Here is a 26,656-nt window from a genome sequence, read left to right on the forward strand (position 1 = left end):
TTGTTCAACGGCTCGTGCACCGCCCGTACGGCGCGTCCGCCGGTCAGTCGGCCGTGCGCCGGCGCTCCTCGCGCGCGGTGCTGCGGGCGACGGTGAGCGCCATGATCCGCGCGACGGCCAGGCCGAGGTAGAGCATCCCGGCGATCTGCTCGATCATCACGAAGGCCCTGGCGTGCGGCCGGACGGGCACGATGTCGGAGAGCCCCAGGCTGGTCATCGTGGTCACCGACAGGTAGAGCATCTCGAACCACGCCCGGGCCTCCAGGGGGTTGCCGACGGCGGTGAACGAGTTCGGCCACACCACGTCGACGGCCTGGTAGACGTAGGCGAAGCCCCACGCCACCACGGTGAAGGTCGCACCGGTGGCGTAGAGCTCGTCGGTGGTCACGACGCGGTCGTCGAACATGTACCGGAGCAGCGCGTAGGCCGTGTAGAAGTAGAACGCGGCGTGGAAGACCGCCGACCACAGCACGACGGACTCCACGCCCGGCTCGATCGCCTCCCAGACGGTGAGGACGACGACGGGCAGGCCCAGGACACCCGAGACCCAGCTCAGCGCGGGCGTCATCCGGACGGCGAAGACGGCGAGCACCAGGACCAGCAGCGCGAAGATGGAGAACAGCGCCCGGCCCAGCGGCTGCTCGTTGAGGAACGGGTAGAGCAGGATCCCGACGAGCTGGATGATGAGCAGGTCGGCGCAGGGGTGCCGGAGCACCGGGACGTCGCGGAGCCTCACGGCTTCACCTCCCGGAGCACCACGACCGAGCGGGCCTCCTGGACCAGCGTGTCGCCCGTGGCGACCGGCGTGCCGATCGGGTTGTTGAGGCAGGTCGAGAGGACGACCTCGCCCTTGGTGACCCACGCGTTCTCCGGCAGCCGGACCTCGACGTCGTCGGCGGACGCGTTGAGCCAGATGACGAACGAGGAGTCGCGCAGCTGCTCGCCCCGGGGGCCGGGGGAGCGCAGCGGGTCGCCCGAGACGAACATCCCCACGGTGTGGAGGCCGTCGTCGTGCCAGTCGTCGGGGGTCATCTCGCGCCCGTCCGGGTGCATCCAGGCCAGGTCCTTGGGCCCGCCCTTGATCGCCGGCCGTCCCTCGAACCAGTGTCGCTGCCGCAGCGCGGGGTGGTCCCGGCGCAGCCGCAGGGCGGTCTTGGTGACCTCGTAGACGTCGAGCCACGCCTCGTCGGGACGCCAGTCGATCCAGGACGTCTCGTTGTCCTGGACGTAGGCGTTGTTGTTGCCGCCCTGGGTGCGACCGCGCTCGTCACCCGCGGTGAGCATCGGCACCCCGTTGGACAGGCACAGGGTCACCATCAGGTTGGCGGCCTGCCGGCGCCGCAGCGCCAGGACGTCCGGGTCGTCGGTCTCGCCCTCGACCCCGCAGTTCCAGGACCGGTTGTTGTCGGTGCCGTCGCGGTTGTCCTCGCCGTTGGCCTCGTTGTGCTTGCGCTCGTAGGAGACGAGGTCGCGCAGGGTGAAACCGTCGTGGGCGGTGATGAAGTTGACCGAGGCGTAGGGCGAGCGCCCGTCGTCGGCGTACAGGTCGCTGGACCCGGCGAGCCGGGTCGCGACGGTCCGCACCCCGGAGGTGTGGCGTCGCCAGAAGTCGCGGACCGTGTCGCGGTACTGGTCGTTCCACTCCACCCACGGTGGCGGGAACTCCCCGACCCGGTAGCCGTCCATCGAGGCGTCCCACGGCTCGGCGATGAGCTTGACGTGCCGCAGGAGCGGGTCCTGGCCGATCGCGGTCATGAGGTGGCTGCCGAGGTCGACCTCCTGGGCGGTGCGGGTCAGCGCGCTCAGCAGGTCGAAGCGGAAGCCGTCGACGTGCATCTCGCTCACCCAGTAGCGCAGCGAGTCCAGGATCATCCGCAGGCTCTGGGTGCGGCTGGCGTCCACGGTGTTGCCGCAGCCGGTGACGTCCCAGTAGGTGTCGGGGGAGGGGTCGGCGATCGGGTCGGGGTCGACGACGCGCTGGTAGTAGCCGAGGTCGTCGAGGCCGCGGAAGCTCAGCGTCGGCCCGTCGGGACCGGCCTCGGCGGTGTGGTTGTAGACCACGTCGAGGATGACCTCGATCCCCGCGCGGTGGAAGGCCCTGACCATCTCCTTGAACTCCCGGACCTGCTGGCCGCGGTCGCCGGAGGCGGAGTAGGCGTTGTGCGGGGCGAAGAACCCGAGGGAGTTGTAGCCCCAGTAGTTCACCATCCCGCGCGCGGCCACGCTCGGCTCGCTGAAGAACTGGTGCACCGGCAGCAGCTCGACGGCGGTGACGCCGAGGTCGTGCAGGTAGTCGATGACCGCCGGCGTCGCCAGCCCGGCGTACGTCCCCCGCAGGTGCTCGGGGACCCGGTCGTGCAGCGCCGTCATCCCCTTGACGTGCAGCTCGTAGATCACCGTGTCGCGCCAGCGCCGCCGCTGCGGGGTGTCGTCGCCCTCCCAGTCGAAGGACGGGTCGACCACGACGCTCCGGGCGGTGTACGGCGCGGAGTCGAGGTCGCTGCGCAGCTCGGGGTGGTCGACGTCGTAGCCGTAGAGGGCCGGGTGCACCGTCAGGTCACCGGAGATCGCCGTGGCGTAGGGGTCGAGCAGGAGCTTGGCCGGGTTGAACCGCAGCCCGCGATCGGGGTCCCAGTCGCCGTCGACGCGGTAGCCGTAGCGGGTGCCGGGGCGCAGGTCGGGCACCGCACAGTGCCAGATGCCCAGCGACTTCTCGGTGAGCTCGATGCGTCGCTCGGCGTCGCGGTCGTCGTACAGGCACAGCCAGGCGGCGCGCGCGAGCGGGGCGTAGACCGCGAAGTTGGTCGACTCGGGCGTCCACGACGCGCCCAGCGGCCAGTTGCGGCCGGGCCACACCTCGGTCGTCTCGCCCTGGTGCTCCCACATTCCCGGTGTCACGCCCGGCATTGTCCCTGATTGAATGCCCCGACCCGAAGCCCGCACGCGGGACCACGCGGGGACACCGCCGCACGGCGACCCGCCCAGCAAGCACGAAGGAGCTCCCATGACCGACGCAGCGCCCGAGTTCGTCCGGCTCGAGGTGGCCGACGGCGTGGCCACGATGCGCCTCGACCGCCCCAAGATGAACGCCCTCAACGTGCAGGTCCAGGAGGAGATCCGGGCCGCCGCGCACGAGGCGAGCGAGCGGGACGACGTGAAGGCAGTGGTCGTCTGGGGCGGCGAGCGGGTCTTCGCCGCCGGCGCGGACGTCAAGGAGATGGCCGACATGTCCTACACCGACATGGTCAAGCGCTCCGGCGGGCTCCAGTCGGCGTTCTCCGCCGTCGCCCGCATCCCCAAGCCGGTCGTCGCGGCCGTCAACGGCTACGCCCTGGGCGGCGGCTGCGAGCTCGCGCTGTGCGCGGACGTGCGGATCGCCGCCGACGACGCCGTGCTCGGCCAGCCCGAGATCCTGCTCGGCGTCATCCCCGGCGCCGGCGGCACGCAGCGGCTGACCCGGCTCGTCGGTCCCAGCCGCGCCAAGGACCTGATCTTCACGGGGCGCTTCGTCAAGGCCGACGAGGCGCTGGCCATCGGACTGGTCGACCGCGTCGTCCCGGCCGCGGAGGTCCACGAGGCCGCGGTGGCGTGGGCGAGCCAGTTCAGCGCCGCCGCCTCGTACGCCGTCCGCGCGGCCAAGGAGTCCATCGACCGGGGCCTCGAGGTGGACCTCGAGACGGGCCTGGAGATCGAGCGCCAGCAGTTCGCGGCACTCTTCGCCACCGAGGACCGTGCCATCGGCATGCGTTCGTTCGTTGAGCACGGGCCGGGCAAGGCCGCGTTCGTGGCACGGTAGCCCGCGCGTCGACCCAGACCGCACCACCCGAGAACCGGAAGGACCCCCGTGGCCAAGGAAGACACGACCTCGAGGTCGAGGAGGCGCAGTGCCGCCTCCGCGGCGACCGCACTGCGAGCGCGCATCGCCCAGCTGGTGTGGCTCGCGTGCGTGCTGTGCGCGCTGGCGCTGGCGCTCGGCGCCCTGATGGTCGCCCTCAAGGCCAACACCGACAACGCCCTGGTGGTCTTCGTCAAGGACGCCGCCAACACGGTCGACCTGGGCGTGTTCGACCGCAACGACGGCGTCCTGGTGTTCGAGGGCGAGAACGCCGCGACCAAGAACGCGCTCGTCAACTGGGGGCTGGCGGCCGTGGTGTGGCTCGTCATCGGCCGCGTCCTCGACCGGATCATCCGTCCCTGACCCTGACAGCGCCACTGTGAGTAACCCCACCGCGGACCCGGTTCCGTGGTGGGGTTACTGACTTGTAACCTCGCCAGCACACATCCTCGGATCCGCAGGGCACACCGGCCCGCGGGGACCAGAGCACAGGAGGGGCCGCAAAGGCCACACACCATGAACATTGTCGTCTGTGTGAAGTACGTGCCCGATGCGACTGCCGACCGGCACTTCGAAGAGGACAACACCGTTGACCGCGTCGGCGTCGACGGTCTGCTGTCCGAGCTCGACGAGTACGCCGTGGAGCAGGCGCTGCAGCTCAAGGAGAAGCGCGCCGACGAGGAGGTCACCGTGACCGCGCTGTGCGTGGGTCCGGAGAAGGCCGTGGACGCGGTGCGCAAGGCGCTGCAGATGGGTGCCGACTCCGGTGTCCACGTGGTCGACGACGCGATCGCCGGCTCGGACTACGCCGCGACCTCGCTGGTGCTGGCCAAGGCGATCGAGAAGGTCGGCAAGCCCGACCTCGTCATGTGCGGCATGGCCTCGACCGACGCGTCGGGCAGCGTGGTGCCGGCGATGCTGGCTGAGCGCCTGGGCCTGCCGCAGGTCACGCTGGCCTCGGTGGTCGAGACCCAGGGCGACCAGGTCCGGATCAAGCGCGACAACGAGGGCTCGACCGAGGTGATCGGCGCGACGATGCCGCTGGTGCTTTCGGTGACCGACCAGTCCGGCGAGGCCCGCTACCCGTCGTTCAAGGGGATCATGGCGGCCAAGAAGAAGCCGCTGGAGACCCTGTCGCTGGCCGACATCGGCGTCGACGCCGGCCAGGTCGGCCTCTCGGTGGCGTGGACGCAGGTCGAGGACACGACCGCCCGCCCGCCGCGTACCGCCGGCGAGATCGTCAAGGACGAGGACGGGTCGGGCGCCGTGGCGCTGACCGAGTTCCTCGCCTCCAAGAAGTTCATCTGAGGAGCGCTGCGAGATGTCTGAAGTCCTGGTTGTGATCGACCACGCCGACGGCGAGGTCAAGAAGCCCACCTACGAGCTGCTCACCATCGCCGCCCGCCTCGGCGAGCCGGCCGCGGTGTTCATCGGCGCCGCCTCGCAGGGCGATGCGGTGGCCGAGAAGGTCAAGAAGTACGGCGCGCAGAAGGTCTACGTGATCGACGACGCCGAGCTGAAGGGCTACCTGGTGGCCCCCAAGGCCGAGGCCCTGCAGCAGCTCGCCGAGAAGACCGGTCCCGCGGCGATCCTGGTGCCCTCCACGTTCGAGGGCAAGGAGGTCGCCGCCCGGCTCGCGATCAAGCTGGAGTCCGGCCTGATCACCGACGCCGTCGACGTCCAGGCCGGCGACGGTGGCCCGGTGACCACGCAGAGCGTGTTCGCGGGCAACTACACCGTGACCGCCAAGGTCACCCACGGCACGCCGATCATCACGGTCAAGCCCAACTCCGCCGCCCCGGAGGAGGCCGAGGGTGCCGCCGCGGTGGAGGCGTTCGCGCCGACCATCTCCGACGGCGCGAAGACCGCGCAGATCGTCGCCTCCCAGCCGCGGCAGTCCACCGGCCGTCCCGAGCTGACCGAGGCCGCGATCGTGGTCTCGGGCGGCCGCGGCACCGGCGGTGACTTCGAGCCCATCGAGAAGTTCGCCGACTCCCTCGGCGCGGCCGTGGGCGCCTCGCGCGCCGCGGTCGACTCGGGCTGGATGCCGCACGCGTTCCAGGTCGGTCAGACCGGCAAGACCGTCTCGCCGCAGCTCTACGTCGCCAACGGCATCTCCGGCGCGATCCAGCACCGCGCCGGCATGCAGACCTCCAAGACCATCGTGGCGGTCAACAAGGACGAGGAGGCCCCGATCTTCGAGCTCGTGGACTTCGGCGTGGTGGGCGACCTCCACACCGTCCTCCCCGCCGCGACCGAGCAGGTCACGCAGCGCAAGGGCTGACCCGCCCGCCGTACCCCGCACCACTCGAGCGCCCCCGACCGGACCCGGTCGGGGGCGCTCGCGCGTTCCCGAACGCCGACCTCCCCCCTTTCGTACCGCTGAAGACCACGGACCGGGCACTTCGTGCGCGCTCACGGGCGCCGACCTCCCCCCTTTCGTACCGCTGAAGACCACGGACCGGGCACTTCGTGCGCGCTCACGGGCGCCGACCTCCCCCCTCTCGTACCGCTCGCGACGTGATGGGCGTACGGCGCGCGGTCAGGAAGCGCCCGGTCGGCACGTTCCAGCGCGACGGAAGGGGGGAGGTCGGCACGTTCCAGCGCGCCCGAAGTGCCCGGTGAGACGGCCGTGCGTGGACGCCGCCGCCGACCTACGCTCGCCACATGAGCACCGGAGCCCCCACTGTCCCCGCTGCCGGGGACCACACCGCGGACCGGGCGGACCACGAGGCCGCGGTCCGCGAGGTCGCCAGCAGGGCGCGGACCGCCAGCCACGACCTGGCCCTGGCCACACGCGCCACCAAGGATGCCGCCCTGCACGCGATGGCCGACGCCCTCGTCGAAGGATCGGCGACGGTCCTGGCCGCCAACGCCGAGGACGTCGCGCGCGCCGAGCAGGGGGGCACGCCGGCCCACATCGTCGACCGGCTGCGCCTCACCGAGGAGCGGCTCGCGGCGATGGCGGCGGGCCTGCGCGAGGTCGCCGCCCTCGCCGACCCGGTGGGCGAGGTGGTGCGCGGCTCGACACTGGCCAACGGTCTCGAGCTGCGTCAGGTGCGGGTGCCCTTCGGCGTCGTCGGGATGATCTACGAGGCCCGGCCCAACGTGACCGCCGACGCCGCCGGCATCTGCCTCAAGTCCGGGAACGCCGTGCTCCTGCGGGGCTCCTCGAGCGCCCGGTCGAGCAACGCGGCCATCGTCGACGTGCTGCGCAGCGCGGTCGCGCGCGCCGGGCTGCCCGAGGACGTCGTCCAGCTGGTGCCGGGGGAGAGCCACGACTCGGTCAAGGCCCTGATGCGCGCCCGCGGGCTGGTGGACGTGCTCATCCCGCGCGGGGGCGCCGGCCTGATCCGCAGCGTCGTCGAGGAGTCGACGGTCCCGGTCATCGAGACCGGCGTCGGCAACTGCCACGTCTACGTCGACGCCTCGGCCGACCTCGACCAGGCCCTCGCCATCGTGGTCAATGCCAAGACCCAGCGCACCAGCGTCTGCAACGCTGCCGAGTCGCTGCTGGTGCACGAGGACGTCGCCGACGACTTCCTGCCCGCCGTCATCGACGCGCTGCACGCCCACGGCGTCACCATCCACGGCGACGAGGCCTTCGCCGAGTACGACGACGTGGTCCCGGCGACCGAGGAGGACCACGCCGCCGAGTACCTCTCCTCCGACATCTCGGCGGCCGTGGTGGCCGACGTCGAGGCCGCGCTGGCCCACATCCGGCGCTACTCCTCGGGGCACTCCGAGGCCATCGTGGCGCGGGACCAGCGCACCATCCGGCGCTTCGTCGCCGCGGTCGACTCGGCGGCCGTGCTGGTCAACGCGTCGACCCGGTTCACCGACGGTGGCGAGTTCGGCTTCGGCGCCGAGATCGGCATCAGCACCCAGAAGCTGCATGCCCGCGGACCCATGGGGCTGCCCGAGATGACGTCCACCAAGTACGTCGTCACCGGAGACGGGCACGTGCGCTGAGGCCCCCGTCCTCCGGACGATAGGATCCCCGGCATGTCGCTGAACGCCCTGACGATCCTGGCCTCCGAGTCCCACGAGGCGCCCGCCGTCCACCCCTACCTCGTGGGTGGCATCACGCTGGTGATCCTGCTCGGCCTGCTGCTGGCACTGGTCGCATTCGGCGGCGGGCGCGAGCACAGCTGATGCCCCGTCGCGTGGGCGTGATGGGCGGTACCTTCGACCCCATCCACCACGGCCACCTCGTGGCGGCGTCCGAGGTGCAGTCCTGGTTCGACCTCGACGAGGTCGTGTTCGTGCCCACCGGTGCGCCGTGGCAGAAGGCCGACCGGGACGTGTCGCCGGCCGAGGACCGCTACCTCATGACCGTGGTCGCCACGGCCTCCAACCCCCGCTTCCGGGTCTCGCGGGTCGACATCGACCGCAAGGGACCGACGTACACCATCGACACGCTGCGCGACCTGCACGCCGAGATGCCGGACGCCGAGCTCTACTTCATCACCGGCGCCGACGCGCTGGCCGACATCTTCACCTGGCGCGACGCCGACGAGCTGTTCTCGCTGGCGCAGTTCGTCGGGTGCACCCGGCCGGGCTACGAGATGGATGCCGCCACGCTGGACAAGATCCCCTCCGACAAGGTCACCATGGTCGAGATCCCGGCCCTGGCGATCTCCTCCACCGACTGCCGGCAGCGCACGCGCCGCGGCGAGCCCGTCTGGTACCTCGTGCCCGACGGCGTCGTGCAGTACATCGCCAAGCACCACCTCTACACCACCACCGCGGGAGAGACTCCCGACAAGGAGCCTGCATGACTGCCACCGACCACGCCATCGAGCTCGTCCAGGTCGCCGCCGCGGCGGCCGCCGACAAGCTCGCCCAGCAGGTCATCGCCTTCGACGTCAGCGAGCAGCTGGCGATCACCGACGCCTTCGTGCTCGCCTCGGCCAGCAACGAGCGCCAGGTCAAGGCCATCGTCGACGAGGTCGAGGACAAGCTGCGCGAGGCCGGCGCCAAGCCGATCCGCCGTGAGGGCCACCGGGAGGGCCGTTGGGTGCTGCTGGACTACGGCGAGATCGTCGTCCACGTGCAGCACGAGGAGGAGCGCCAGTTCTACGCCCTCGAGCGGCTGTGGCGCGACTGCCCGGTCATCTCGGTGGACGTCACCACCCCGCCGGCCGCGACGCCCGACGGGCCCCGGGCGCCCGAGTCGTCCGACGCTGCCGACGAGGAGTGAGCGCGCCCCGCGTCCTCGTGCTCCTGCGGCACGGGCAGACCGCCTGGAACGCCGAGGGGCGGGCCCAGGGCCACCTCGACGTGGCCCTCGACGACGTCGGGCACGCACAGGCGGCCGCCGTCGCCCCCGCGGTCGCGGCACTCCGCCCGGACGTGCTGTGGAGCTCGGACCTCACGCGGGCGGCGTCGACCGCCGCCGTGGTCGCCGGGGCCTGCGGGCTCGACGTGCGCCACGACCGACGGCTGCGCGAGTACGACGTGGGGGACCGCGCCGGGCTCACGATCCCCGAGTTCGCCGCGGCCCACCCCGAGCAGCACGCGGCGTGGGTCGCCGCGGGCGGCGCGTTCGAGCACCTGGACGCCGTACCGGGCGCGGAGTCCACCGCCGACGTGCTGGGCCGGATCCTGCCCGCCCTGCGGGAGGCCCTCGCCTCGGTCGCACCGGGCGGTACCGCCTGCGTCGTCGGCCACGGGGCCGCCCTCAAGATGGCCGCGGTGGCGCTGCTCGGCTTCGACCGGGACGCCGGCCGGAGCCTGCGCGGGCTCGACAACTGCGGCGTGGCGGTGCTCGACGAGGCCGGTCCGGGGGAGTCGATGCGGCTCGTCGCCTGGAACCGCACCCCCGATTTCGCACCGCGGCAGTCGGTTGGCTAATATTCTGCGAGTTGTCCGACGGAGCCCGCTCCGGAGGACGCACCCGTTGGGGGTGTGGCGCAGCTGGTAGCGCATCTGCATGGCATGCAGAGGGTCAGGGGTTCGAGTCCCCTCACCTCCACCGACGAAGAACAGGCCGGGTCCACCAGGATCCGGCCTGATCTCATTTCGCCCCCGCCTGCTCGCGCCACATCGCCAGACGTCCGTCGCGCGAGATCGCACGCAGGCGCTCCTCGGTCGCCTCGCGCACCGAGTCGCCGACGGCCAGCAGCAGGTGGTCCCCGGTACGCAGGGAGGTGTGCCGGTCCGGCACGAAGATCTCCCCGGACCGGTGCACGAGCGCCAGTGCCGCGTTGGCGGGAAGGCGCAGGTCGATGACGTGGACGCCGGCCAGCCGCGAGCCGGGCGGGACGGTCACCTGCAGCAGTGACGCGCCGATCTCCTCCAGCGGCGCGGACTCCACGTCGACGGAGGTCGTCCCGGCCTCGACGGCCACGCCCGTACGCCGCGCGAGCCACGGCAGCGTGGGCGCCTGCACCAGGGTGAAGGCCACGACCAGGAGGAAGACCACGTCGAAGATCCGGTGGGCGGCGGGCAGACCCTGGGTGATCGGGATCGTCGCCAGCACGATGGGCACCGCGCCGCGCAGCCCGGCCCAGGACACGAACACCTGGTGGCGCAGCGGCATCCGCCACCAGGACGCGCAGACCAGGACGGACAGCGGGCGCGCGACCAGGGTGAGGGCGAGCCCGACGATGAGGGCGGGGACGACGGCGTCCGCGAGGCGGCCGGGCGAGGCGAGCAGGCCGAGCAGGACGAACAGCCCGATCTGCGCCAGCCACCCGAGACCCTCGACGAACCCGGCGGTGGCCTGCCGGTGGGGGAGCCGGGCGTTGCCGAGCCACAGGCCCGCGACGTAGATGGCCATCAGCCCCGAGGCCCCGAGCAGGCCGGCGGCGGCGAACGCGCCGAACATGATCGCCAGCGTCGTCAACGGGTAGAGCCCCGCGGCGGGCAGCGCGGTCCGGGAGAGCCCCTGCTGGCCGAGCCACGCCACCGCGAGCCCGACGACGACGCCGAGCACGAGCTGGTAGACGATCGCGCCGGCGATCTCCCAGCCGTCCGCGGTGTGCCAGGCGTCGCTGGCCACGACGGTGACCAGGATGATGACGGGCGGGTCGTTGAAGCCCGACTCGGCCTCCAGGGCGGCGCGCAGCCGCGGTTGCACGGGCAGCCGCCGCATGACCGAGAACGTGGCCGCGGCGTCCGTGGAGCCGACCACGGCGCCGAGCAGGAGCGCCGTACGGACGTCGACGTCGAGCGCGAGGTAGGCGATGCCGGCCGTGACCGAGACGCTGACCAGGACGCCGACGGTGGCCAGCACGCCGGACAGCGCGACCACGGGGCGGATGACCGACCAGCGCGTGGAGAAGCCGCCCTCGCTCAGGATGACGGCCAGGGCCAGGGTGCTGAGCAGCACGGTGAGCTCGGTGTCCTCGAACTCCAGTCCCAGGCCGGCCTCGCCGATCGCGAGGCCGATCGCGAGGTAGAGCAGCAGGCTGGGCAGGCCCGCGTGGTGCGACACCCGCACGGCGGCGACCCCGGTCACCAGGACCAGGGCCGCGCCGAGGATGAAGAGGTCGAGGTCCACTAGGGCCCGCCGACCAGCCGTCGCAGCTCACGGGTGATCTCCACGTCGGCGGCGGTGACGACCACCGAGTCCACCACCACACCGGTCAGGTGCGGATCGCCGATCGCCACCTCGTCCCCGATGCCCGGCAGCGACAGCACGCGGCCGGTCACGATGGCGTGGCGCAGGGCCTCCTCGCCGACCTGGGCCGCCTGGTCCTCGGGCGAGCGCACGCCGGCCTCGGTGATCCGGTAGGTCACCTCTGCCTGGAGCCGTGCCAGGGCTCCGTCCGCGCTGCTGGCCCGGGCGCTGGCCCAGGCCTGGTGCGGTGCGTCGTCGAACCACGGCTCCTTCACGCGTCGTACGGACCAGACGGTGTAGATGACGAGCGGGACGATGATGACGAGCAGCAGGTAGGCCATCGGATCTCCTGGGTCTCCCGGGGCTTGGCGCGGTCGTCCCGGCCACCTCGGGAGAACGGCCGGGACGCCGCACCTCGAGTGTGGTCCGGACCGCGGCCGGACCCCATGGGGAGTGCCACCCACATCCCGCGGCGACGGGCGGTCGCGGGACGCCCGACTGCCAGACTGGGGCGATGACCTCGCTCCGCGCCGTGCAGCGCCCGCTGTGGTGGCGGGTCGTGGCCGTCAACCTGGTCATCTTCGCCGTCGGCACCGCGGCACTCGTGCTCTCGCCGGCCACCGTGTCGGCGCGACCGCTGGCCTCCGAGGTGGTGGTCCTCCTCCTCGGGCTCTCGGTGATGACGGTGGCCAACGCGCTGGTCGTCCGCTCGATGGTCCGGCCCTTCGACCAGCTCGTCCACCGGCTCGACCACGAGCTCTCCGCCGACCCGATCGAGCTCCTGCCCGTGGACGACGACGGGATCGCCGGCCGCGTGGCCGGAGCGGTCAACGACCTGCTCGGGCGCATCGAGCGCGAGCAGCGCGCGGCCGGGGCGTCCGCCCTCGCCGGGCAGGAGGGGGAGCGCGCCCGGATCGCGCAGGAGCTCCACGACGGGGTGGGTCAGTCGCTCACCGCAATCCTCCTCGAGGCCGGCCGGCTCGCGGGCTCCGAGCACGTGGCGCCCGGCGACGTGGCCCGGATCCGGGACGTGGCGCGCGACAGCCTCGACGAGGTACGCCGTGTCGCCCGGCAGCTGCGGCCGCACGTCCTGGAGGACCTCGGGCTGCGCAGCGCGCTGTCGGCCCTGACCACCGACCTCTTCGAGCACAGCGGGACCCACGCCCGGCGGACGGTCAGCCCTGCCCTTCCCGACCTGGACGAGACGGTCGAGCTGGTGGTCTTCCGGGTGGCGCAGGAGGCCCTGACCAACGTCGCCCGGCACGCGGGCGCGTCGACCGTCGAGCTGCGGCTGACCCCGCGCGGGGAGGACGTCGTGCTGGAAGTCGCCGACGACGGCCGCGGGGTGCCGCGGGGCGCCGCCGGCACCGGGCTCCGCGGGATGCGCGAGCGGGCCGGGCTGGTGGGCGGCACGGTCGACGTCGCCCGCGGCGAGGGAGGCGGGACCGTCGTGACGCTGGTCGTCCCGGTGGTGCCGCGATGACGACCCCGGCGCGCATCCTCCTCGCCGACGACCACGCACTCGTGCGCCGCGGCGTACGACTCATCCTGGACGCCGAGCCCGACCTCGAGGTGGTCGCGGAGGCCGGGGACGGGGCCGAGGCGGTGGCGCTGCTGCGCGACCCGGACCTCGCGGTCGACCTGGCGATCCTCGACGTGGCGATGCCCCGGCTGACCGGCCTCCAGGCGGCGCGCGAGATCTCACGGCTGCGCGAGCCGCCGAGGATCCTGATGCTCACGATGCACGACAACGAGCAGTACTTCTTCGAGAGCCTCAAGGTCGGGGCGTCGGGCTACGTGCTCAAGTCGGTGGCCGACCGCGACCTCGTCGACGCCTGCCGGGCGGCGCTCCGCGGGGAGCCGTTCCTCTACCCGGGGTCCGAGCGGCGGCTGGTGCGCGACTACCTCGAGCGGCTGCGGCGGGGGGAGCGGCTGCCCCGGGCGCCGCTGACGCCGCGCGAGGACGAGGTGGTCAAGCTGATCGCCGAGGGGCACTCCAGCCGCGAGATCGCTCGTGCCCTGACCATCAGCGTCCGCACGGTCGAGCGGCACCGGGAGAACGTGCTCCAGAAGCTCGGCATGCGCGACCGCACCGAGCTGACCAGATATGCGGTGCGGGTCGGCCTGATCGATCCCTAGGCTCGGCGCGCGCCGGCTCGCCCGGGTCGCCGGGCGTCCCTGGCGCTGAATGAGGACCGTGGGCGGTTGCGGGGCAAGGATGACTGCGACCGCCCACGGCCCCGTCAGGCGATCGTCATCCCGCCGTCGACGGGGAGCGTCTGGCCGGTGATGTAGCCGGCGGCAGGCGAGGCGAGGAAGACCACGGTCGCGGCGAGCTCGGCGGGGTCGCCCTTGCGCCGGGCGGGCACCCGCTGCATCGCGCGGTCGAGGTAGCCGTCGGGGTAGGTGTCGGTCATCTCGGAGGTGAAGAAGCCCGGTGCGATCGAGTTGACGCGGATGCCCTTGCGCTCGGTCCACTGCTGGGCGAGGTCGCGGGTGAGGCCGTTGAGACCGGCCTTGGAGGCGGAGTACGCCGCCTGCGGCAGGCCGCCGGTGGTGAGGCCGAGGACCGAGGACACGTTGATGATCGACGAGCCCGGCTGCATCACGCGGCCGCAGGCCTGGGCCATCCAGTAGCAGCCGTTGAGGTTGACGTCGATGACCGAGCGGAACTCCTCGGGCGTCTCGCGGGTGGCCGGCACGGCGGTCCCGACACCGGCGTTGTTGACGAGCACGTCGACGTGGCCGAACTCGGCCATCGCGGCGTCCACCAGCGCCTGGCACTGGTCGGGGTCGGCGACATCGGTCTGCACCGTGAGGACTCGGCGCCCGGCGTCGCGGACCAGCCGGGCGGTCTCCTCGAGGCGGTCGGCGCGGCGGGCGCCGAGCACCACGTCGGCGCCGGCCTCGGCCAGCCCCCTCGCGAACGCGACCCCCAGGCCGCTGGAGGCGCCGGTCACGATGGCGACCTTGTCGTCGAGCCGGAACATGTCGGGAGTCGTCATGCGCCGACCCTAGTGGGGACCCCGACTCGCTGCTCGAGTGCCGTCCGGCGGTGAGCAGCCCACATTCCGCGGGTGGGAGAACGTGGCTCCGTCACCTCCGGTACGGCGCGTCCCCGGGGCTCGCCGGAAGACAGGTGCGCCAGCCACCTTTCCGGCGCGCAGGAATGTGGCCTGCTCACCGCTCCGCGGGGGTCACGGAGGCGGTGATCTCGACCTCCGACGTACGCCGGGGCAGGTCCCGCACGGACCGGGAGCAGAGGACGAGCGCGCAGATGGCGGCGTACGCGAGGCCGGAGACGACCAGCACCCGGGAGACGCCGAACGCCTCGCCGAGCGGCCCGAAGGTGAGCTGCCCGATCGGCATCGCGATGAACGAGCCGAGCATGTCGTAGGAGAACGCCCGGGAGAGCATGCGCTCGTCGATGTTCTCCTGCATGGCGAGGTTCCAGCCGATGCCGAAGACCTCGATCCCGGCGCCGCCGATGAACGCGGCGACCACCAGCGCCACCAGGTGCGGCTCGAGGCCGAGCACCAGCATCGGCACCGACATCGCGGAGACCCCGATCATCCCCCAGAACAGCGGGCGCTGGAGTGGGACGCGGAGCATCACCACGGTCATGGCCAGCAGGCCGAGCGCCTCGGCGGAGAGCACGTAGCCCCAGCCCTGGCGGCCGATCGTGTCCTCCGCGACGACCGGACCGAGGGTGAAGATCGCGCCGTGGTGGATGGCGTTGAGGAACCCGAAGCCGAGCACCACGATCCACAGCCAGGTCGTCGCGCGGAAGAACGACCAGCCCTCGCGCAGCTCGGTGAGGGTGCCGGTGCGCTCGCCCGTGCGCTCGGGCGCGGGGATCCTCACCGGCAGCAGGAGCAGCGCCGACAGCAGCCAGGTGACCGCGTCGACGGCGAGCGCCCAGCCGGACCCGACGGTGACGACCAGCAGGGCGCCGACCGTCGGCCCGACGACGGTGAGCCCGTTGCGGGTGAGGGCGACCAGGGCGTTGGCGGACTGCAGCTGGGACCGCGGCACCAGCTGGGGCATCACGCTCGCCATCGCCGGCAGCGAGATCGCGGACACGGCGCCGTGGACCACCGACAGCGAGATGAGCATCCAGAGCTCGGCGCGGTCGGTCAGCACCAGGAGGGCGATGAGGCCCTGGGTGAGCGCCGAGGCGACGTTGGAGACCTGGAGAACCAGGGTGCGCGGGAAGCGGTCGGAGATCACCCCGCCCCACAGGAGCAGCACGATCATCGGGATCGTGTGCGCGGCCAGCACCTGGCCGAGCGCCGCGGCCGAGTCGGTGATGTCGAGCACCGCGAACGTCAGCGCGATGGTGGCCATCATGGTGCCGAGCGTGTTGACGAAGCGGGAGGCGAAGTACCACGCGAAGTTGCGCCGTCGCAGGGGAGCGAGGGCGTTGGCCCAGGTCACGACGGGTCCTCCATCACGAAGGCCTGGGACGAGGCGCTGACGTGGATCGTGCCCTCGGTCCGGGGAGGCTGCGCCTGCTCGTGTAGCAGCACCATCGCACGCGCGACGAGCTCGACGGCCTCGCGCCAGGTCTCGGGGGTCACCCAGGTCTCGATGTCGGAGGAGCTGCTCGGCCCCGCCGTCCGGCGGGCGAGGCGCCGGACGACCTCGGAGTGCGTGGCCTGCTGCCAGGCGACCTCGTCCTCGACCCCACGCGGCCGGGGCGGGCGCGTGGCGTCGCCTCCCACGACGTACCGGTAGCGCTTGGCCGTCCCGCCGCGGATCTTCTCCTCGCTCTCCACGACGAGCTCGCCGGCGTCGTGCAGCACCCGCAGGTGGTACGACGCGTTGGCGTGCGTCAGGTCGAGCTCGCGGGCCACCTCGGCCGCGCTCATCGGCTGGGCGGTGAGCATCGAGAGGATACGCAGCCGGACCGGGTGCGCCACCGAGCGCAGCGCCGAGATGGCGTCCTTGTCCTTGTCGTCCACGCGACCCTCCAGCACTCGTTGGGGGGTCATCGTGACCCGATCGGACGACGACTGTCAAACGGTTCTTGGAGGGTCTACCCGCGTCCGTCCCTGAGGCGACCCCGAACCACCCCCGAAGCAGCGTGGATTCCGCCCGATCGCGTGGTTGAGTTGGTGTCAGCAGAGACCAAGGAGGTCCACCATGAGCCAGACACCGCAGGAGCCGTCCAACCCGTACGGCGACCGCCCCGCCTACGAGCCGCCTGCCTACCAGCAGCCCGACTACAGCGCGCCCCAGCAGGCGATCACGCCCGCCCAGGAGCGGACCCTGGGCGCGGTCGCGCACGGCGCCCCGCTGGTCGCGATGGTGCTCTCCGCCGGCCTGCTCGGCTTCGTGGGCTCGCTGGTCATCTACTACATGTACCGGGACCGCGGCCCGTTCGTGCGCCAGCACGCGGCCAACTCCCTCAACGTGCAGATCATCACCGGGATCGTGCTGCTGGTCTCGTTCCCGCTGATGCTGGTGCTGATCGGCTTCGTCACCTACCCGCTCGCGCTGGTCTACGCGTTCGTGATGCACCTGCTCGGCGCGATCAAGGCCAACAACGGAGAGTGGTGGAACCCGCCGTTGACGCCCCGCTTCGTCCGCTGACGCCCGTCACCACCATCTGCACCGCCACCGGCGCCACCGTCGTCGCCGGCGGCGACCCGCAACCGGGTCGCCGCCGGTCGGCCGGCGGCGGTACCATGTCCCACATGTGCACGCAGTCCCTGCTTCTTCGCCAGCCGCGCTGACTCGACGAGTCGCGCGGCCACCCCTCCCTGCGAGGGGTTTTTTCATGCCCGGACTGACTGCCCGACGGATCCGACGAAGGAACACACGATGAGCGACGAGCGCGAGACCTACGACATCGAGGCCACCGAGACCAAGTGGCGTGCGGTGTGGGACGACCTGCAGCCCTTCCGCGCGGACGACGACAGCCCGCGCGAGAAGAAGTACGCGCTCACGATGTTTCCCTACCCGAGCGGTGACCTGCACATGGGCCACGCCGAGGTGACGGCCCTGCACGACGTCATCGCGCGCTACTGGTGGCAGAAGGGCTACGAGGTCCTGAACCCGATGGGCTGGGACTCCTTCGGCCTGCCCGCCGAGAACGCCGCGATCCGCAACGACGCGCACCCGGCCGACTACACCTACGGCAACATCGCCACCCAGCTGGAGTCCTTCCAGCGGTACGGGGTGAGCTTCGACTGGTCGCGCCGGTTCAACACCTCGGACCCGTCGTACTACCGGTGGACCCAGTGGCTGTTCCTGAAGTTCCACGAGAAGGGGCTGGCCTACCGCAAGAACTCGCCGGTCAACTGGTGCCCCAACGACCAGACCGTGCTGGCCAACGAGCAGGTCGTCGACGGCGCCTGCGAGCGCTGCGGGGCCGAGGTCACCAAGCGCGAGCTGACCCAGTGGTACTTCCGCACCACGGCGTACGCCCAGGAGCTGCTGGACTGCCTGGACGACCTGCAGCCGACCTGGTCGGACAAGGTCGTCAACTCCCAGCGCAACTGGATCGGCCGCTCCGAGGGTGCCCACGTCGACTTCGTCGTCGAGGGGCGCGAGGAGCCGCTGACCGTCTACACGACGCGTCCCGACACGCTGTTCGGCGCCACGTTCATGGTGGTGGCCGCCGACGCGGCGCTGGCCTCCGAGCTGGTGACCGACGAGCAGCGGGGTGCGCTGGACGACTACCTGGTCGAGGTCCGCAAGGAGACCGAGATCAACCGCCTGTCGACGGACCGCCCCAAGACCGGCGTCTTCCTGGGCGTGCACGCCACCAACCCGCTGACCGGGACGCGGATCCCCGTGTACGCCGCCGACTACGTGCTGGCCGACTACGGCACCGGCGCGATCATGGCGGTGCCCGGCCAGGACCAGCGCGACTGGGAGTTCGCCACCGCCTTCGACCTGCCGATCGTGCGCACCGTCGAGCCGCCGGCCGGGTGGGAGGGGGAGGCCTACACCGGCGACGGCCCGGCCATCAACTCGGCCAACGACGAGATCGACCTGTCCGGCAAGGGCGTGGCCGAGGCCAAGTCGACGACCATCGCCTACCTGGAGGGCAAGGGCCTGGGGCGCGGCACGGTCAACTTCCGGCTGCGCGACTGGCTGCTGTCGCGCCAGCGCTACTGGGGCGCGCCGATCCCGATCATCCACTGCCCGGTCGACGGCGAGGTCCCCGTCCCCGAGGACCAGCTGCCCGTCGAGCTGCCCGAGCTGCGGGGCTCCGACCTGAAGCCCAAGGGCACCTCGCCCCTGGGCGGCGCGACCGAGTGGGTCAACGTGTCCTGCCCCACGTGCGGCGGTCCGGCCACGCGCGACACCGACACCATGGACACCTTCGTCGACTCGTCCTGGTACTTCTTCCGCTACGTCTCGCCGCACGACGACACCCAGGCGTTCGACAAGGCCCTGGCCGACGCCTGGGGACCGATCGACCTGTACGTCGGCGGCGACGAGCACGCCGTGCTGCACCTGCTGTACGCGCGCTTCTTCACCAAGGCGCTGCGCGACATGGGCCTGGTGGGCTGGGACGAGCCCTTCTCGGCGTACCTGTCCCAGGGCAAGGTCATCAACAACGGCCGCAAGATGAGCAAGTCGCTGGGCAACGGCGTCAGCCTGGGGGACCAGCTGGCGGAGTTCGGGGTCGACGCGGTCCGGCTGACGCTGGTCTTCGCCAGCCCGCCCGAGGACAACATCGACTGGGCGGACGTCTCGCCCGGTGGCTCGGCGCGCTTCCTGCAGCGGGCCTGGCGGCTGAGCGGCGACGTCACCAGCGAGCCCGGGGCCGACCCGGCCACCGGCGACACCGCCCTGCGCAAGGTCACCCACAAGACCCTGCACGACGCCGAGGCGCTGGTGGAGAGCCACCGCTTCAACGTGATGGTCGCCCGCACCATGGAGCTGGTCAACGCCACCCGCAAGGCGATCGACTCCGGCCCGGGCGGCGCCGACCCGGCCGTCCGCGAGGCCGTGGAGGCGGTGGCGATCCTGCTGTCGTTGGTCGCGCCGTACACCGCCGAGGAGATGTGGGAGCGGCTGGGCCACCACCCCACCGTGGCCCGCGTCGGCTGGCCGGTGGTCGACGAGGCGCTGCTGGTCGAGGACTCCGTCACTGCCGTGGTGCAGGTCCAGGGCAAGGTCCGGGCCCGGCTGGAGGTCTCGCCCGAGATCTCCGACGCCGACCTGGAGGCGGCTGCGATGGCCGACCCCGGTGTCCAGCGCGCGGTCGACGGGCGGACGGTCCGCAAGGTGGTCGTGCGGGCGCCCAAGCTGGTCAACATCGTCGTCTGACGCGCGAGCGCGCGAGGGACGGGGAATCACCGGGCGCCCGGTGAATCCGCGGGTTCGCGCGCGCTGCAGTGTGCGCGAACCCACTGGAGTGCGCGCCAACCCCTGCGAAGCAAGCGCGACACCGGCCCCGTGGCGAGTGCCACGGGGCCGGTGCGTTGCCGGGGGGTCTGTCAGCGGTGGAGCGTCACGGGCGGTCGAAGCCGAAGCTGTAGGTGCCCGAGCCCGAGTAGGACTCGATCCGCCAGGAGTAGTTGCCCGCGGTCCCGGTGTAGGTGATCTGCTCGGACGACGTCGCGCTGATGCTCTGGGCGACGACGACCCACGACGAGCCGTTCCACTTCTCGAGGTAGAGGTCGAAGTCGGTGCCCGTCGGGCCGCTCAGGCAGCCCACGTGCGTGCCGGACGGCGCGTACCAGTAGCCGCTGGGGGCGGGCTGGTAGGTCACGCCGCCCGAGGAGAGCGAGCCGGACACGGTCTCCGGGAGGGAGCTGCAGCCGGTGGGCTGCGGGTCCGGCGTGGGCGTGGTGCCGGTGCCCATGTAGAGCAGGCGGTTGGGCGAGCCGGTGCCGGGGTTGGTCACCTTGTTGGGCGTGGCCGCCGAGATGAGCGCGTTGTTGACCGTGGACGGGGTGGCGGACGGGTTGGACTGCAGGTAGAGCGCCGCCGCGCCCGCGACGTGCGGGGTGGCCATCGACGTGCCGCTGATGGTGTTGGTGGAGCTGTTGCTGCTGATCCACGCCGAGGTGATGTTGGAGCCCGGCGCGAACATGTCGAGGCAGGAGCCGATGTTGCTGAAGTCCGAGCGCGCGTCAGTGCTGGTGGTCGAGCCGATCGTCAGGCCGGCCGCGACCCGGCTGGGCGAGCTGTTGCAGGCGTTGGCGCCGTAGTCGTTGCCCGCGGCCAGGGCGTAGGTCACGCCGTCGGCGATGGAGTTGCCCACGGCCGTGTCCAGTGCCGAGGAGATGCCGCCGCCGAGGCTCATGTTGGCCACGGCGGGGGCGCCGGCGGAGTGGTTCTGGGTCACCCAGTCCACGCCTGCGATGACCCCGGAGTTGGAGCCGCTGCCGTTGCAGTCGAGCACGCGGACAGCGACGAGGCGCACGTCCTGCGCCACGCCGTACGTCTCGCCACCGACGGTGCCGGCGACGTGGGTGCCGTGGCCGTTGCAGTCGTCGACGCCACGGCCGTCGGCGATGGCGGTGTAGCCGGAGACCGCGCGCCCGCTGAACTCGCTGTGGGCGAGCCGGATGCCGGTGTCGATGATGTACGCCGTGACGCCGGCGCCGGACTGGTTGAAGGTGTAGGAGCCGCTGAGCGGCAGGTCGCGCTGGTCGATGCGGTCGATGCCCCAGGTGGCGGGCGACTGCGTCTCGCTGACCCGGACCTCGCGGTCGGCCTCGATGTAGGCGACGTGGGGGTTGTTGCGGAGCCCGCGCAGCGCCTGCGGGGACAGCCGGGCGGCGAAGCCGTCCAGGGCGGTGCTGTAGGTGTGCGTCACCTGGGCGCCGTCGGCCTTGGCCTCGGCGCGGGCCGACCGCACCTGGGCGCCGCGGGCGTCCTTGTCGAAGACGACGATGTAGCGGTCGTCGGCGGCGGTGCCGATGACCGGGGCGCGGCCGTCGTCGCGCTGGTCGGTGCCGGTCGCCTGGCGCGACGCCGGCTGGTCCGCGGCGTTGGAGGCAGCGGGCACGAGGGCCAGGGCCGCGGCGGCGAGGGAGGCGGCGAGGCCGGCACCCAGGCGCTGGGGTGAGTGGTTCATGGACGTTCCTTCCCGAGAAAGATGGACGCGGACGACCTTCGTCGTCCGCGCTGCGTCCCGGCAAGGGTGCGGTCCTCGTTAACAGTTAACTCACGGGCTCGTCCCGGGGCTCGTCTCGGCCCACGTCCAGCGGATGCCGGTCGTGCCCGGCGTGGCGTCGGTGTGCGCGAGGTGGCCGCGGTGGCAGGGGTCGAGCTCGATCGGCGTACGGCGCTCCTCGGTGAAGCCCACCACCGACCGGGGGCGGGCGTCCGGGTGGAACTCGACCTCGAGGAGGTACTCGCGCATCGGCGAGCGCAGGCGGCGCACGTACTCGCTGTCCGCGGCTCCGGGGACGGGGGAGACCAGGTCGTACTCCACGACCACGGTCTCGCCGCGCCGCAACGGCCGGAAGAAGACCAGCTCGGCGCCGACCACGCCGTCCTCGTGGCTCCACTCCACGCGTCCGAGCTCGCACCCCTGCACGACCCGGATCGCGGGCAGCGAGACCGTGGTGTCGTCCTGGCTGTGCATGACCACCCGCCGGTCCGGGCCGTCGACGCGGGCCCGCATCACCTGGCGCACGGTGAGGCCCGCCTGTCGCCGGTCGGCGCCGATGCGCAGCACGTCGTGCAGGGTGACGCGGTCCAGGTCCGCGTCCCAGCGCGTGTCGAGACGGCCGAGGATGCCCTTGCGCGATGGCTCGGGCCACAGCACGTCGAGCTCGCGGACCGGCGTACGACGGGCGCGGTCGCGGGTCGCGGGCACGGTGCGCAGCAGCGCCCCGGCATCGAGGCCGAGGACCTCCTCGAGGTGCGGGATGGCCGCCAGGGACGCCTTCCGCCCCGGCTGGCTGCGCCCCGACTGCCAGTAGCTCAGGGTCGCCACGCTCACGCAGACCCCGCGGGCGGCGAGGTGGTCGCGGACGCGTTCGAGGGCGAGACCGCGCCGCTCGACGGCGTGCCGCAGCACGTGGGCGAAGCTCCCGGAAGCATCGGACACCCGACACATCCAACCGTCAGCCGGGCGGGCGCGGCAAGGCGCGACGGCCACGGCGGTCGAGCGACTAGCCTTCGGCCATGTCCGTCGTCGTGGTCACCGACTCGACCGCATCGCTGCCCGCCGACCTCGCCGAGGAGCACGGGATCGAGGTCGTGCCGCTCCAGGTCGTCATCGGGGCGCAGGTGTACGACGAGGGGGCCGAGGGCGCCACGCCCGAGCTCGTCGCCCAGGCGCTGCGCGACTTCGTGCCGGTCAGCACCTCGCGCCCCTCGCCGGCCGTCCTCGCCGACGTCTACGACCGGCTGGCGCGCGCGGGAGCGGACGAGATCGTGTCCATCCACCTGTCCGGCGAGATGAGCGGGACGTTCGAGTCCTCCCAGCTCGCGGCCCGGCAGGTGGACGTGCCCGTGCACTGCGTGGACTCCCGGCAGGTGGGGGTGGCGACCGGCTTCGCGGCCGTCTCGGCGGCCGAGGCGCTGCGCGCCGGGGCCTCCGGAGCCGACGCGGCCGAGGCCGCCCGGGCCCGAGCGGCCGGGGCGTCGTCGCTGTTCTACGTGGACACGTTGGAGTACCTGCGTCGCGGCGGCCGGATCGGCGCCGCGGCGGCCATCCTCGGTGGCGCCCTCTCGGTCAAGCCGTTGCTCTGCATCGAGGACGGCAAGGTCGCCAACCTCGAACGCGTGCGCACCGCCGGGCGTGCGCTGAGCCGGCTCGAGGACCTCGCGGTCGAGGCGGCGGGGGAGTCGCCGGTGGACGTGTGCGTGGCCCACCTGGCCAGCCCGGACCGTGCCGCAGCCCTCGCGGAGAAGCTGTCGGCCCGGCTGGCCGGGTCCCTCGAGGGCCGCGAGGTGTGGTGCGCCGAGCTCGGTGCCGTCCTCGGCGCCCACGTCGGTCCCGGCATGGTGGCCGTCTGCGTCGCGCCGCGCTGAGCCCACCGGTCGCGGCCCCGGTGGCGTCCACCGTCCCGCTGCAGGCGCGGGTTGTCCACAGGTCGCGGCGCAGCCGTGGCGGGTGTCGGTCGCGTCTCCCTAGGTTCGAGGAATGCGACGCCGCCCTCCTTCTCCCGAGCACGCCGAGGCCGTCTCGCGCCGCCTGGCGACGCTCAGTGCCGAGCTCGCGTCCGTGCGGGGCGACCCGGTGCCCGGGCACCAGCACACGCGGATCCGCCAGCAGCCTCCACCGAGGGACGACGAGGTCCCACCGGCCGGGCCCGTGCCGGTGGTGCCCGTCCCGGGACGCCATGCGTCGCGACGACTGGCGGACCGGGTCCGGCTGACCCAAGTGCACCTGGCCGTGCTGGCGCTGCTCGTCGCCCTCGGTGTCGGGGTGGCGGCGTGGTCGGTGGTGCGCGGGCAGGCCGAGCCGGTGCCGGTCGCTCCCCTCTCGCCCGTCGCCGAGCCGCTGGCCGACCTCCCGCCCGCCGAGGCGGACGCGACTGCGCCAGCGGCGGGTGCCTCCGGCGCGACGGGAACCCCGGCGTCCGGGTCGCCCTCGGCATCGCCGGACCTCACCGTCGACGTCGCCGGCAAGGTACGCCGCCCCGGCATCGCGGTGCTCCCGGCAGGGGCGCGCGTGGTCGACGCCCTCGAGGCCGCCGGCGGCGCGCGCCGAGGCGTCGACCTGACCGCGCTCAACCTCGCCCGGCCGCTCGTCGACGGGGAGCAGATCCTGGTGGGCGTGCCGGATGCGGCGGGCGTGCCTGCGACGGTCGGCGATCCCGGTGGCGCGCCGACGACGGGTGCCCTGGTCAACATCAACACCGCCGACCCGGCGACGCTGGAGACCCTGCCCGGCGTGGGACCGGTGACGGCCGGGGCGATCATCGGCTGGCGTGACGAGCACGGCGGCTTCACGGCCGTCGAGGAGCTGCTCGAGGTGGACGGGATCGGTGATGCCACGCTGGCGCAGATCGCGCCGCACGTGACGATCTGAGACTCGGTGCGCGACCTCCGGACCCCGATGCTCGGGACGGGGGCGTGGCTCGGCGGGATCGGCGCCGCCGTGCTGCCCGCCTGGACATCTCTCGGGCTGGTGGTGCTCGGGCTCCTCGTCGCGGTGCTGAGCAGGCAGCCGTGGGCGGTCGGCGCGGCGGTCGCCGCTGCCGCGGTGGCCGGGGTCGCCCTGCTGGGCGTCGCCGGGACGACCAGTGGTCCGGTGCACGCCCTGGCCGGGCAGCGCGCGATGGTGGCGGCCGAGGTCGTGGTCACCAGCGACCCGCGCGTCAGCGCAGGTCGCTTCGGCGACGTCGTGGTGGTCCGCGGCGACGTGGTGCACCTGGCAGGGCGCGGCGGAGCCTGGACGGTGCGCAGCCCCGTCGTGGTGCTGGCCGACCAGGGATGGCAGGACGTCGCGCTCGGTGAACGCGTCCGCGTGTCGGGTCGCCTGGGCCCGGCCGACGACGGGGCCGCCGCGCTGCTGAGCGCGCGCGGGGACCCCGAGGTGGTGGAGGGGCCGGACCCGTGGTGGCGTGCGGCGGCGGCCGTGCGCCACTCCATCCGCACCGCCGTCGCCCCACGTGGGGAGCATCCGCGTGAGCTCGTCCCAGCTCTGGTGGTCGGCGACGACAGCGGACTCGACCCGGAGCTGGCCGACGACTTCCGGACGACGGGCCTGACCCACCTGCTCGCGGTCAGCGGCACCAACCTGACGCTGCTGGTCGGCTTCCTGCTCATCGTGGCTCGCTGGGTGGGCGTACGTGGCTGGTGGACCTACGCGGTCGCCGCGTTCGGCATCGTCGGGTTCGTGCTGATCGCCCGCACCGAGCCGAGCGTGGTCCGGGCGGCCGCGATGGGCACCGTCGCCCTGGTGGGCATGGGCAGCAATGGTCGCGAGCGCGGCTCGCGGTGCCTCGGGGTCGCGGTCCTCGGTCTCCTGCTGGTCGTCCCGGAGCTGGCCGTGTCCGCCGGCTTCGCGCTGTCGGTGCTGGCGACCGGCGGCATCCTGTTCCTCGCGCCGGCGTGGCGGGACGCGCTGATGACGTGGCTCCCGCGGTGGGCCGCGGAGGCGGTGTCGGTGCCGCTCGCCGCCCAGGTGGCGTGCACGCCGGTCGTCACGGCGCTCTCCGGGGAGATCAGCCTGGTCGCGGTGGTGGCCAACCTGCTGGCCGCCCCGGCGATCGCCCCGGCGACCGTGCTCGGCCTGGCGGGCGGCCTGGTCGGCCTGGTGTGGCCCCCGCTCGGGCAGGTCGTCGCCGCCCCCGCCGCCTGGTCCGTCGCCTGGATTGTGGAGGTCGCGCAGCGGGGTGCCGCCCTGCCCACGGCGTCGGTCACGTGGGGGACCGGTCCGCTGGCGCTCGTGGTCGTCACAGTGCTCTGCCTGGCCGCGGTGGTCGTGGCGCCGCGGGTGCTCCGCCACCGCGGCGCCGGGATCGGCTGCTCGGTGCTGCTCGTGGTCACCGTGCTCACCCGGCCGCCGACGCCTGGGTGGCCCCCCGCCGACTGGGTGCTGGCGATGTGCGACGTCGGCCAGGGCGACGGGCTCGTGGTCCGCTCCGGCCCGGGGGAGGGGATCGTCGTCGACGTGGGCCCGGACCCCGTCCTCATCGACGACTGCCTGCGGCGGCTCGAGGTCAGCCGGGTGCCCCTGGTGGTGCTCACCCACTTCCACGACGACCACGTCGGCGGGCTCGCCGGGGTCCTCGAGGACCGGGAGGTCGGCGAGATCCAGGTGACCGGGCTGCCCGACCCGGCCTCCGGGGTCGCGCTCGTCGAGCGCGCGGCGGCGGCGTCGGGCGCGGACCCGGTCGTCGCGTCGTACGGCACCACGACGCGCATCGGCGAGGCGACCCTCCAGACGGTGTGGCCGGCCGGGGTCGACGGGACGACGGCGGGGGAGGAGGGCGAGGGCAGCGCCGCCAACGACGCGAGCGTGGTGCTGCTCGTGGAGGTCCGCGGCGTCCGGGTCCTGCTCACCGGGGACGTCGAACCGCCCGCCCAGGCGGCGCTGTCGCGGGTGCTCGCGGGCGTGGAGGTCGACGTGCTGAAGGTGCCGCACCACGGCTCGCGCCACCAGGACCTCGACTTCCTCCTGGGGCTGCGGGCCCGGCTGGCACTGGTCTCCGTCGGCGCCGACAACGACTACGGCCACCCGGCGCCCGACCTCCTCGCGGCCCTCACCGCGACCGGCGCGCAGGTGCGGCGCACGGACCTCGACGGGGACGTGCTGGTGACCGTCCGCGTGGGTGCGGACGACGGTGCGCTCGGTGTCCGTGCCCGCGGCTAGGGTG

Annotated in this window: 25 protein-coding genes and 1 tRNA gene; 17 read left to right on the top strand and 9 right to left on the bottom strand. The window is 72.8% G+C overall.

What is annotated here, in order from left to right; all coding sequences use genetic code 11:
* Positions 1-43: 43 nt before the first annotated feature.
* Together DAI17_RS08420 and glgX are read right to left on the bottom strand one after the other, a co-directional pair.
* Positions 44-736, bottom strand: a complete 693-nt coding sequence (locus DAI17_RS08420; RefSeq protein ID WP_107772410.1) for a potassium channel family protein — start codon at positions 734-736, stop codon at positions 44-46.
* The gene (gene glgX / locus DAI17_RS08425) at positions 733-2,898 is read right to left on the bottom strand and encodes a glycogen debranching protein GlgX (protein ID WP_199905001.1); all 2,166 of its coding nucleotides are present in this window, start codon (positions 2,896-2,898) and stop codon (positions 733-735) included. Before glgX ends, DAI17_RS08420 begins: the two co-directional genes overlap by 4 nt.
* A 106-nt stretch (positions 2,899-3,004) precedes the next feature.
* Here glgX and DAI17_RS08430 point away from each other — a divergent pair, with 106 nt between their 5' ends.
* The 10 genes from DAI17_RS08430 to DAI17_RS08470 all read left to right on the top strand — a co-directional run bounded on the left by DAI17_RS08430 (position 3,005) and on the right by DAI17_RS08470 (position 9,812).
* Positions 3,005-3,796 carry an enoyl-CoA hydratase/isomerase family protein gene (locus tag DAI17_RS08430; protein ID WP_107772412.1) on the top strand — a complete coding sequence of 264 codons (792 nt, stop codon included), beginning with the start codon at positions 3,005-3,007 and terminating at the stop codon, positions 3,794-3,796.
* Between the two features lie 48 nt (positions 3,797-3,844).
* Positions 3,845-4,198, top strand: coding sequence for a hypothetical protein (locus tag DAI17_RS08435; RefSeq protein WP_234412368.1), 354 nt, complete (start codon positions 3,845-3,847; stop codon positions 4,196-4,198).
* A 153-nt stretch (positions 4,199-4,351) separates the two neighbouring features.
* The gene (locus DAI17_RS08440) at positions 4,352-5,143 is read left to right on the top strand and encodes an electron transfer flavoprotein subunit beta/FixA family protein (protein WP_107772413.1); all 792 of its coding nucleotides are present in this window, start codon (positions 4,352-4,354) and stop codon (positions 5,141-5,143) included.
* Between the two features lie 13 nt (positions 5,144-5,156).
* Positions 5,157-6,119, top strand: coding sequence for an electron transfer flavoprotein subunit alpha/FixB family protein (locus tag DAI17_RS08445; protein WP_107772414.1), 963 nt, complete (start codon positions 5,157-5,159; stop codon positions 6,117-6,119).
* 383 nt (positions 6,120-6,502) lie between these two features.
* On the top strand, positions 6,503-7,807 hold the full coding sequence (locus tag DAI17_RS08450; RefSeq protein WP_107772415.1) for a glutamate-5-semialdehyde dehydrogenase: 1,305 nt from the start codon (positions 6,503-6,505) through the stop codon (positions 7,805-7,807).
* Between the two features lie 33 nt (positions 7,808-7,840).
* Positions 7,841-7,990: a hypothetical protein gene (locus DAI17_RS21240; protein ID WP_199905002.1), complete on the top strand. Its 150-nt coding sequence runs from the start codon at positions 7,841-7,843 to the stop codon at positions 7,988-7,990.
* The gene (gene nadD, locus DAI17_RS08455) at positions 7,990-8,616 is read left to right on the top strand and encodes a nicotinate-nucleotide adenylyltransferase (RefSeq protein ID WP_107772416.1); all 627 of its coding nucleotides are present in this window, start codon (positions 7,990-7,992) and stop codon (positions 8,614-8,616) included. The genes DAI17_RS21240 and nadD overlap by 1 nt, the downstream gene beginning before the upstream one ends.
* On the top strand, positions 8,613-9,038 hold the full coding sequence (gene rsfS, locus DAI17_RS08460; protein WP_107772417.1) for a ribosome silencing factor: 426 nt from the start codon (positions 8,613-8,615) through the stop codon (positions 9,036-9,038). The genes nadD and rsfS overlap by 4 nt, the downstream gene beginning before the upstream one ends.
* Positions 9,035-9,691 (top strand): histidine phosphatase family protein, encoded by a 657-nt coding sequence (locus DAI17_RS08465; protein ID WP_159081424.1) that lies wholly within the window; start codon positions 9,035-9,037, stop codon positions 9,689-9,691. The genes rsfS and DAI17_RS08465 overlap by 4 nt, the downstream gene beginning before the upstream one ends.
* A 48-nt stretch (positions 9,692-9,739) precedes the next feature.
* A tRNA-Ala gene (locus DAI17_RS08470) sits at positions 9,740-9,812 on the top strand.
* A 42-nt stretch (positions 9,813-9,854) separates the two neighbouring features.
* Here the strand turns inward: DAI17_RS08470 and DAI17_RS08475 are convergent.
* Positions 9,855-11,342 (bottom strand): potassium/proton antiporter, encoded by a 1,488-nt coding sequence (locus tag DAI17_RS08475; protein ID WP_107772419.1) that lies wholly within the window; start codon positions 11,340-11,342, stop codon positions 9,855-9,857.
* Positions 11,342-11,743, bottom strand: coding sequence for a hypothetical protein (locus DAI17_RS08480; protein WP_107772420.1), 402 nt, complete (start codon positions 11,741-11,743; stop codon positions 11,342-11,344). Before DAI17_RS08480 ends, DAI17_RS08475 begins: the two co-directional genes overlap by 1 nt.
* A gap of 173 nt (positions 11,744-11,916) precedes the next feature.
* On the opposite strand from DAI17_RS08480, the gene DAI17_RS08485 reads away from it, so the two are divergent.
* Positions 11,917-12,885: a sensor histidine kinase gene (locus tag DAI17_RS08485; protein ID WP_107772421.1), complete on the top strand. Its 969-nt coding sequence runs from the start codon at positions 11,917-11,919 to the stop codon at positions 12,883-12,885.
* Positions 12,882-13,541, top strand: a complete 660-nt coding sequence (locus DAI17_RS08490; RefSeq protein ID WP_107772422.1) for a response regulator — start codon at positions 12,882-12,884, stop codon at positions 13,539-13,541. Before DAI17_RS08485 ends, DAI17_RS08490 begins: the two co-directional genes overlap by 4 nt.
* A 104-nt stretch (positions 13,542-13,645) precedes the next feature.
* On the opposite strand, the gene DAI17_RS08495 is transcribed toward DAI17_RS08490, so the two are convergent.
* The 3 genes from DAI17_RS08495 to DAI17_RS08505 all read right to left on the bottom strand — a co-directional run bounded on the left by DAI17_RS08495 (position 13,646) and on the right by DAI17_RS08505 (position 16,396).
* The gene (locus tag DAI17_RS08495; RefSeq protein ID WP_107772423.1) at positions 13,646-14,407 is read right to left on the bottom strand and encodes an SDR family NAD(P)-dependent oxidoreductase; all 762 of its coding nucleotides are present in this window, start codon (positions 14,405-14,407) and stop codon (positions 13,646-13,648) included.
* Between the two features lie 175 nt (positions 14,408-14,582).
* Positions 14,583-15,839, bottom strand: coding sequence for an MFS transporter (locus DAI17_RS08500; RefSeq protein ID WP_107772424.1), 1,257 nt, complete (start codon positions 15,837-15,839; stop codon positions 14,583-14,585).
* Positions 15,836-16,396: an ArsR/SmtB family transcription factor gene (locus tag DAI17_RS08505; RefSeq protein WP_107772425.1), complete on the bottom strand. Its 561-nt coding sequence runs from the start codon at positions 16,394-16,396 to the stop codon at positions 15,836-15,838. The genes DAI17_RS08500 and DAI17_RS08505 overlap by 4 nt, the downstream gene beginning before the upstream one ends.
* 151 nt (positions 16,397-16,547) lie before the next feature.
* Between DAI17_RS08505 and DAI17_RS08510 the strand changes: the two genes are divergently transcribed.
* Both DAI17_RS08510 and leuS read left to right on the top strand, forming a co-directional pair.
* A complete protein-coding gene (locus tag DAI17_RS08510; protein ID WP_107772426.1) occupies positions 16,548-16,997 on the top strand; it encodes a DUF4870 domain-containing protein in 450 nt (149 codons plus the stop codon).
* Between the two features lie 231 nt (positions 16,998-17,228).
* Positions 17,229-19,691: a leucine--tRNA ligase gene (leuS, locus tag DAI17_RS08515; RefSeq protein ID WP_107772427.1), complete on the top strand. Its 2,463-nt coding sequence runs from the start codon at positions 17,229-17,231 to the stop codon at positions 19,689-19,691.
* A 184-nt stretch (positions 19,692-19,875) separates the two neighbouring features.
* Here leuS and DAI17_RS08520 read toward each other — a convergent pair whose 3' ends face one another.
* On the bottom strand, positions 19,876-21,450 hold the full coding sequence (locus tag DAI17_RS08520) for a S8 family peptidase (protein ID WP_107772428.1): 1,575 nt from the start codon (positions 21,448-21,450) through the stop codon (positions 19,876-19,878).
* A gap of 90 nt (positions 21,451-21,540) precedes the next feature.
* On the bottom strand, positions 21,541-22,431 hold the full coding sequence (locus DAI17_RS08525; RefSeq protein WP_159081425.1) for a helix-turn-helix domain-containing protein: 891 nt from the start codon (positions 22,429-22,431) through the stop codon (positions 21,541-21,543).
* A gap of 77 nt (positions 22,432-22,508) precedes the next feature.
* Between DAI17_RS08525 and DAI17_RS08530 the strand changes: the two genes are divergently transcribed.
* The 3 genes from DAI17_RS08530 to DAI17_RS08540 all read left to right on the top strand — a co-directional run bounded on the left by DAI17_RS08530 (position 22,509) and on the right by DAI17_RS08540 (position 26,652).
* Positions 22,509-23,360 carry a DegV family protein gene (locus tag DAI17_RS08530; RefSeq protein ID WP_107772430.1) on the top strand — a complete coding sequence of 284 codons (852 nt, stop codon included), beginning with the start codon at positions 22,509-22,511 and terminating at the stop codon, positions 23,358-23,360.
* A 112-nt stretch (positions 23,361-23,472) separates the two neighbouring features.
* Positions 23,473-24,363: a ComEA family DNA-binding protein gene (locus tag DAI17_RS08535; RefSeq protein ID WP_107772431.1), complete on the top strand. Its 891-nt coding sequence runs from the start codon at positions 23,473-23,475 to the stop codon at positions 24,361-24,363.
* Positions 24,364-24,369: 6 nt separating this feature from the next.
* Positions 24,370-26,652: a ComEC/Rec2 family competence protein gene (locus tag DAI17_RS08540; RefSeq protein WP_234412370.1), complete on the top strand. Its 2,283-nt coding sequence runs from the start codon at positions 24,370-24,372 to the stop codon at positions 26,650-26,652.
* Positions 26,653-26,656: the final 4 nt, after the last annotated feature.

Origin of the sequence: Nocardioides sediminis (assembly GCF_003047295.1) — a bacterium.
Classification (GTDB): Bacteria; Actinomycetota; Actinomycetes; order Propionibacteriales; family Nocardioidaceae; genus Nocardioides; species Nocardioides sediminis.

Bases quoted from the DNA above. Each gene is read 5' to 3' on its own strand.
- DAI17_RS08430 (WP_107772412.1), top strand. From the start codon at position 3,005: ATGACCGACGCAGCGCCCGAGTTCGTCCGGCTCGAGGTGGCCGACGGC.
- DAI17_RS08440 (WP_107772413.1), top strand. From the start codon at position 4,352: ATGAACATTGTCGTCTGTGTGAAGTACGTGCCCGATGCGACTGCCGAC.
- DAI17_RS08445 (WP_107772414.1), top strand. From the start codon at position 5,157: ATGTCTGAAGTCCTGGTTGTGATCGACCACGCCGACGGCGAGGTCAAG.
- DAI17_RS08450 (WP_107772415.1), top strand. From the start codon at position 6,503: ATGAGCACCGGAGCCCCCACTGTCCCCGCTGCCGGGGACCACACCGCG.
- DAI17_RS21240 (WP_199905002.1), top strand. From the start codon at position 7,841: ATGTCGCTGAACGCCCTGACGATCCTGGCCTCCGAGTCCCACGAGGCG.
- nadD (WP_107772416.1), top strand. From the start codon at position 7,990: ATGCCCCGTCGCGTGGGCGTGATGGGCGGTACCTTCGACCCCATCCAC.
- rsfS (WP_107772417.1), top strand. From the start codon at position 8,613: ATGACTGCCACCGACCACGCCATCGAGCTCGTCCAGGTCGCCGCCGCG.
- DAI17_RS08480 (WP_107772420.1), bottom strand. From the start codon at position 11,743: ATGGCCTACCTGCTGCTCGTCATCATCGTCCCGCTCGTCATCTACACC.
- DAI17_RS08485 (WP_107772421.1), top strand. From the start codon at position 11,917: ATGACCTCGCTCCGCGCCGTGCAGCGCCCGCTGTGGTGGCGGGTCGTG.
- DAI17_RS08490 (WP_107772422.1), top strand. From the start codon at position 12,882: ATGACGACCCCGGCGCGCATCCTCCTCGCCGACGACCACGCACTCGTG.
- DAI17_RS08495 (WP_107772423.1), bottom strand. From the start codon at position 14,407: ATGACGACTCCCGACATGTTCCGGCTCGACGACAAGGTCGCCATCGTG.
- DAI17_RS08505 (WP_107772425.1), bottom strand. From the start codon at position 16,396: ATGACCCCCCAACGAGTGCTGGAGGGTCGCGTGGACGACAAGGACAAG.
- DAI17_RS08510 (WP_107772426.1), top strand. From the start codon at position 16,548: ATGAGCCAGACACCGCAGGAGCCGTCCAACCCGTACGGCGACCGCCCC.
- leuS (WP_107772427.1), top strand. From the start codon at position 17,229: ATGAGCGACGAGCGCGAGACCTACGACATCGAGGCCACCGAGACCAAG.
- DAI17_RS08520 (WP_107772428.1), bottom strand. From the start codon at position 21,450: ATGAACCACTCACCCCAGCGCCTGGGTGCCGGCCTCGCCGCCTCCCTC.
- DAI17_RS08530 (WP_107772430.1), top strand. From the start codon at position 22,509: ATGTCCGTCGTCGTGGTCACCGACTCGACCGCATCGCTGCCCGCCGAC.
- DAI17_RS08535 (WP_107772431.1), top strand. From the start codon at position 23,473: ATGCGACGCCGCCCTCCTTCTCCCGAGCACGCCGAGGCCGTCTCGCGC.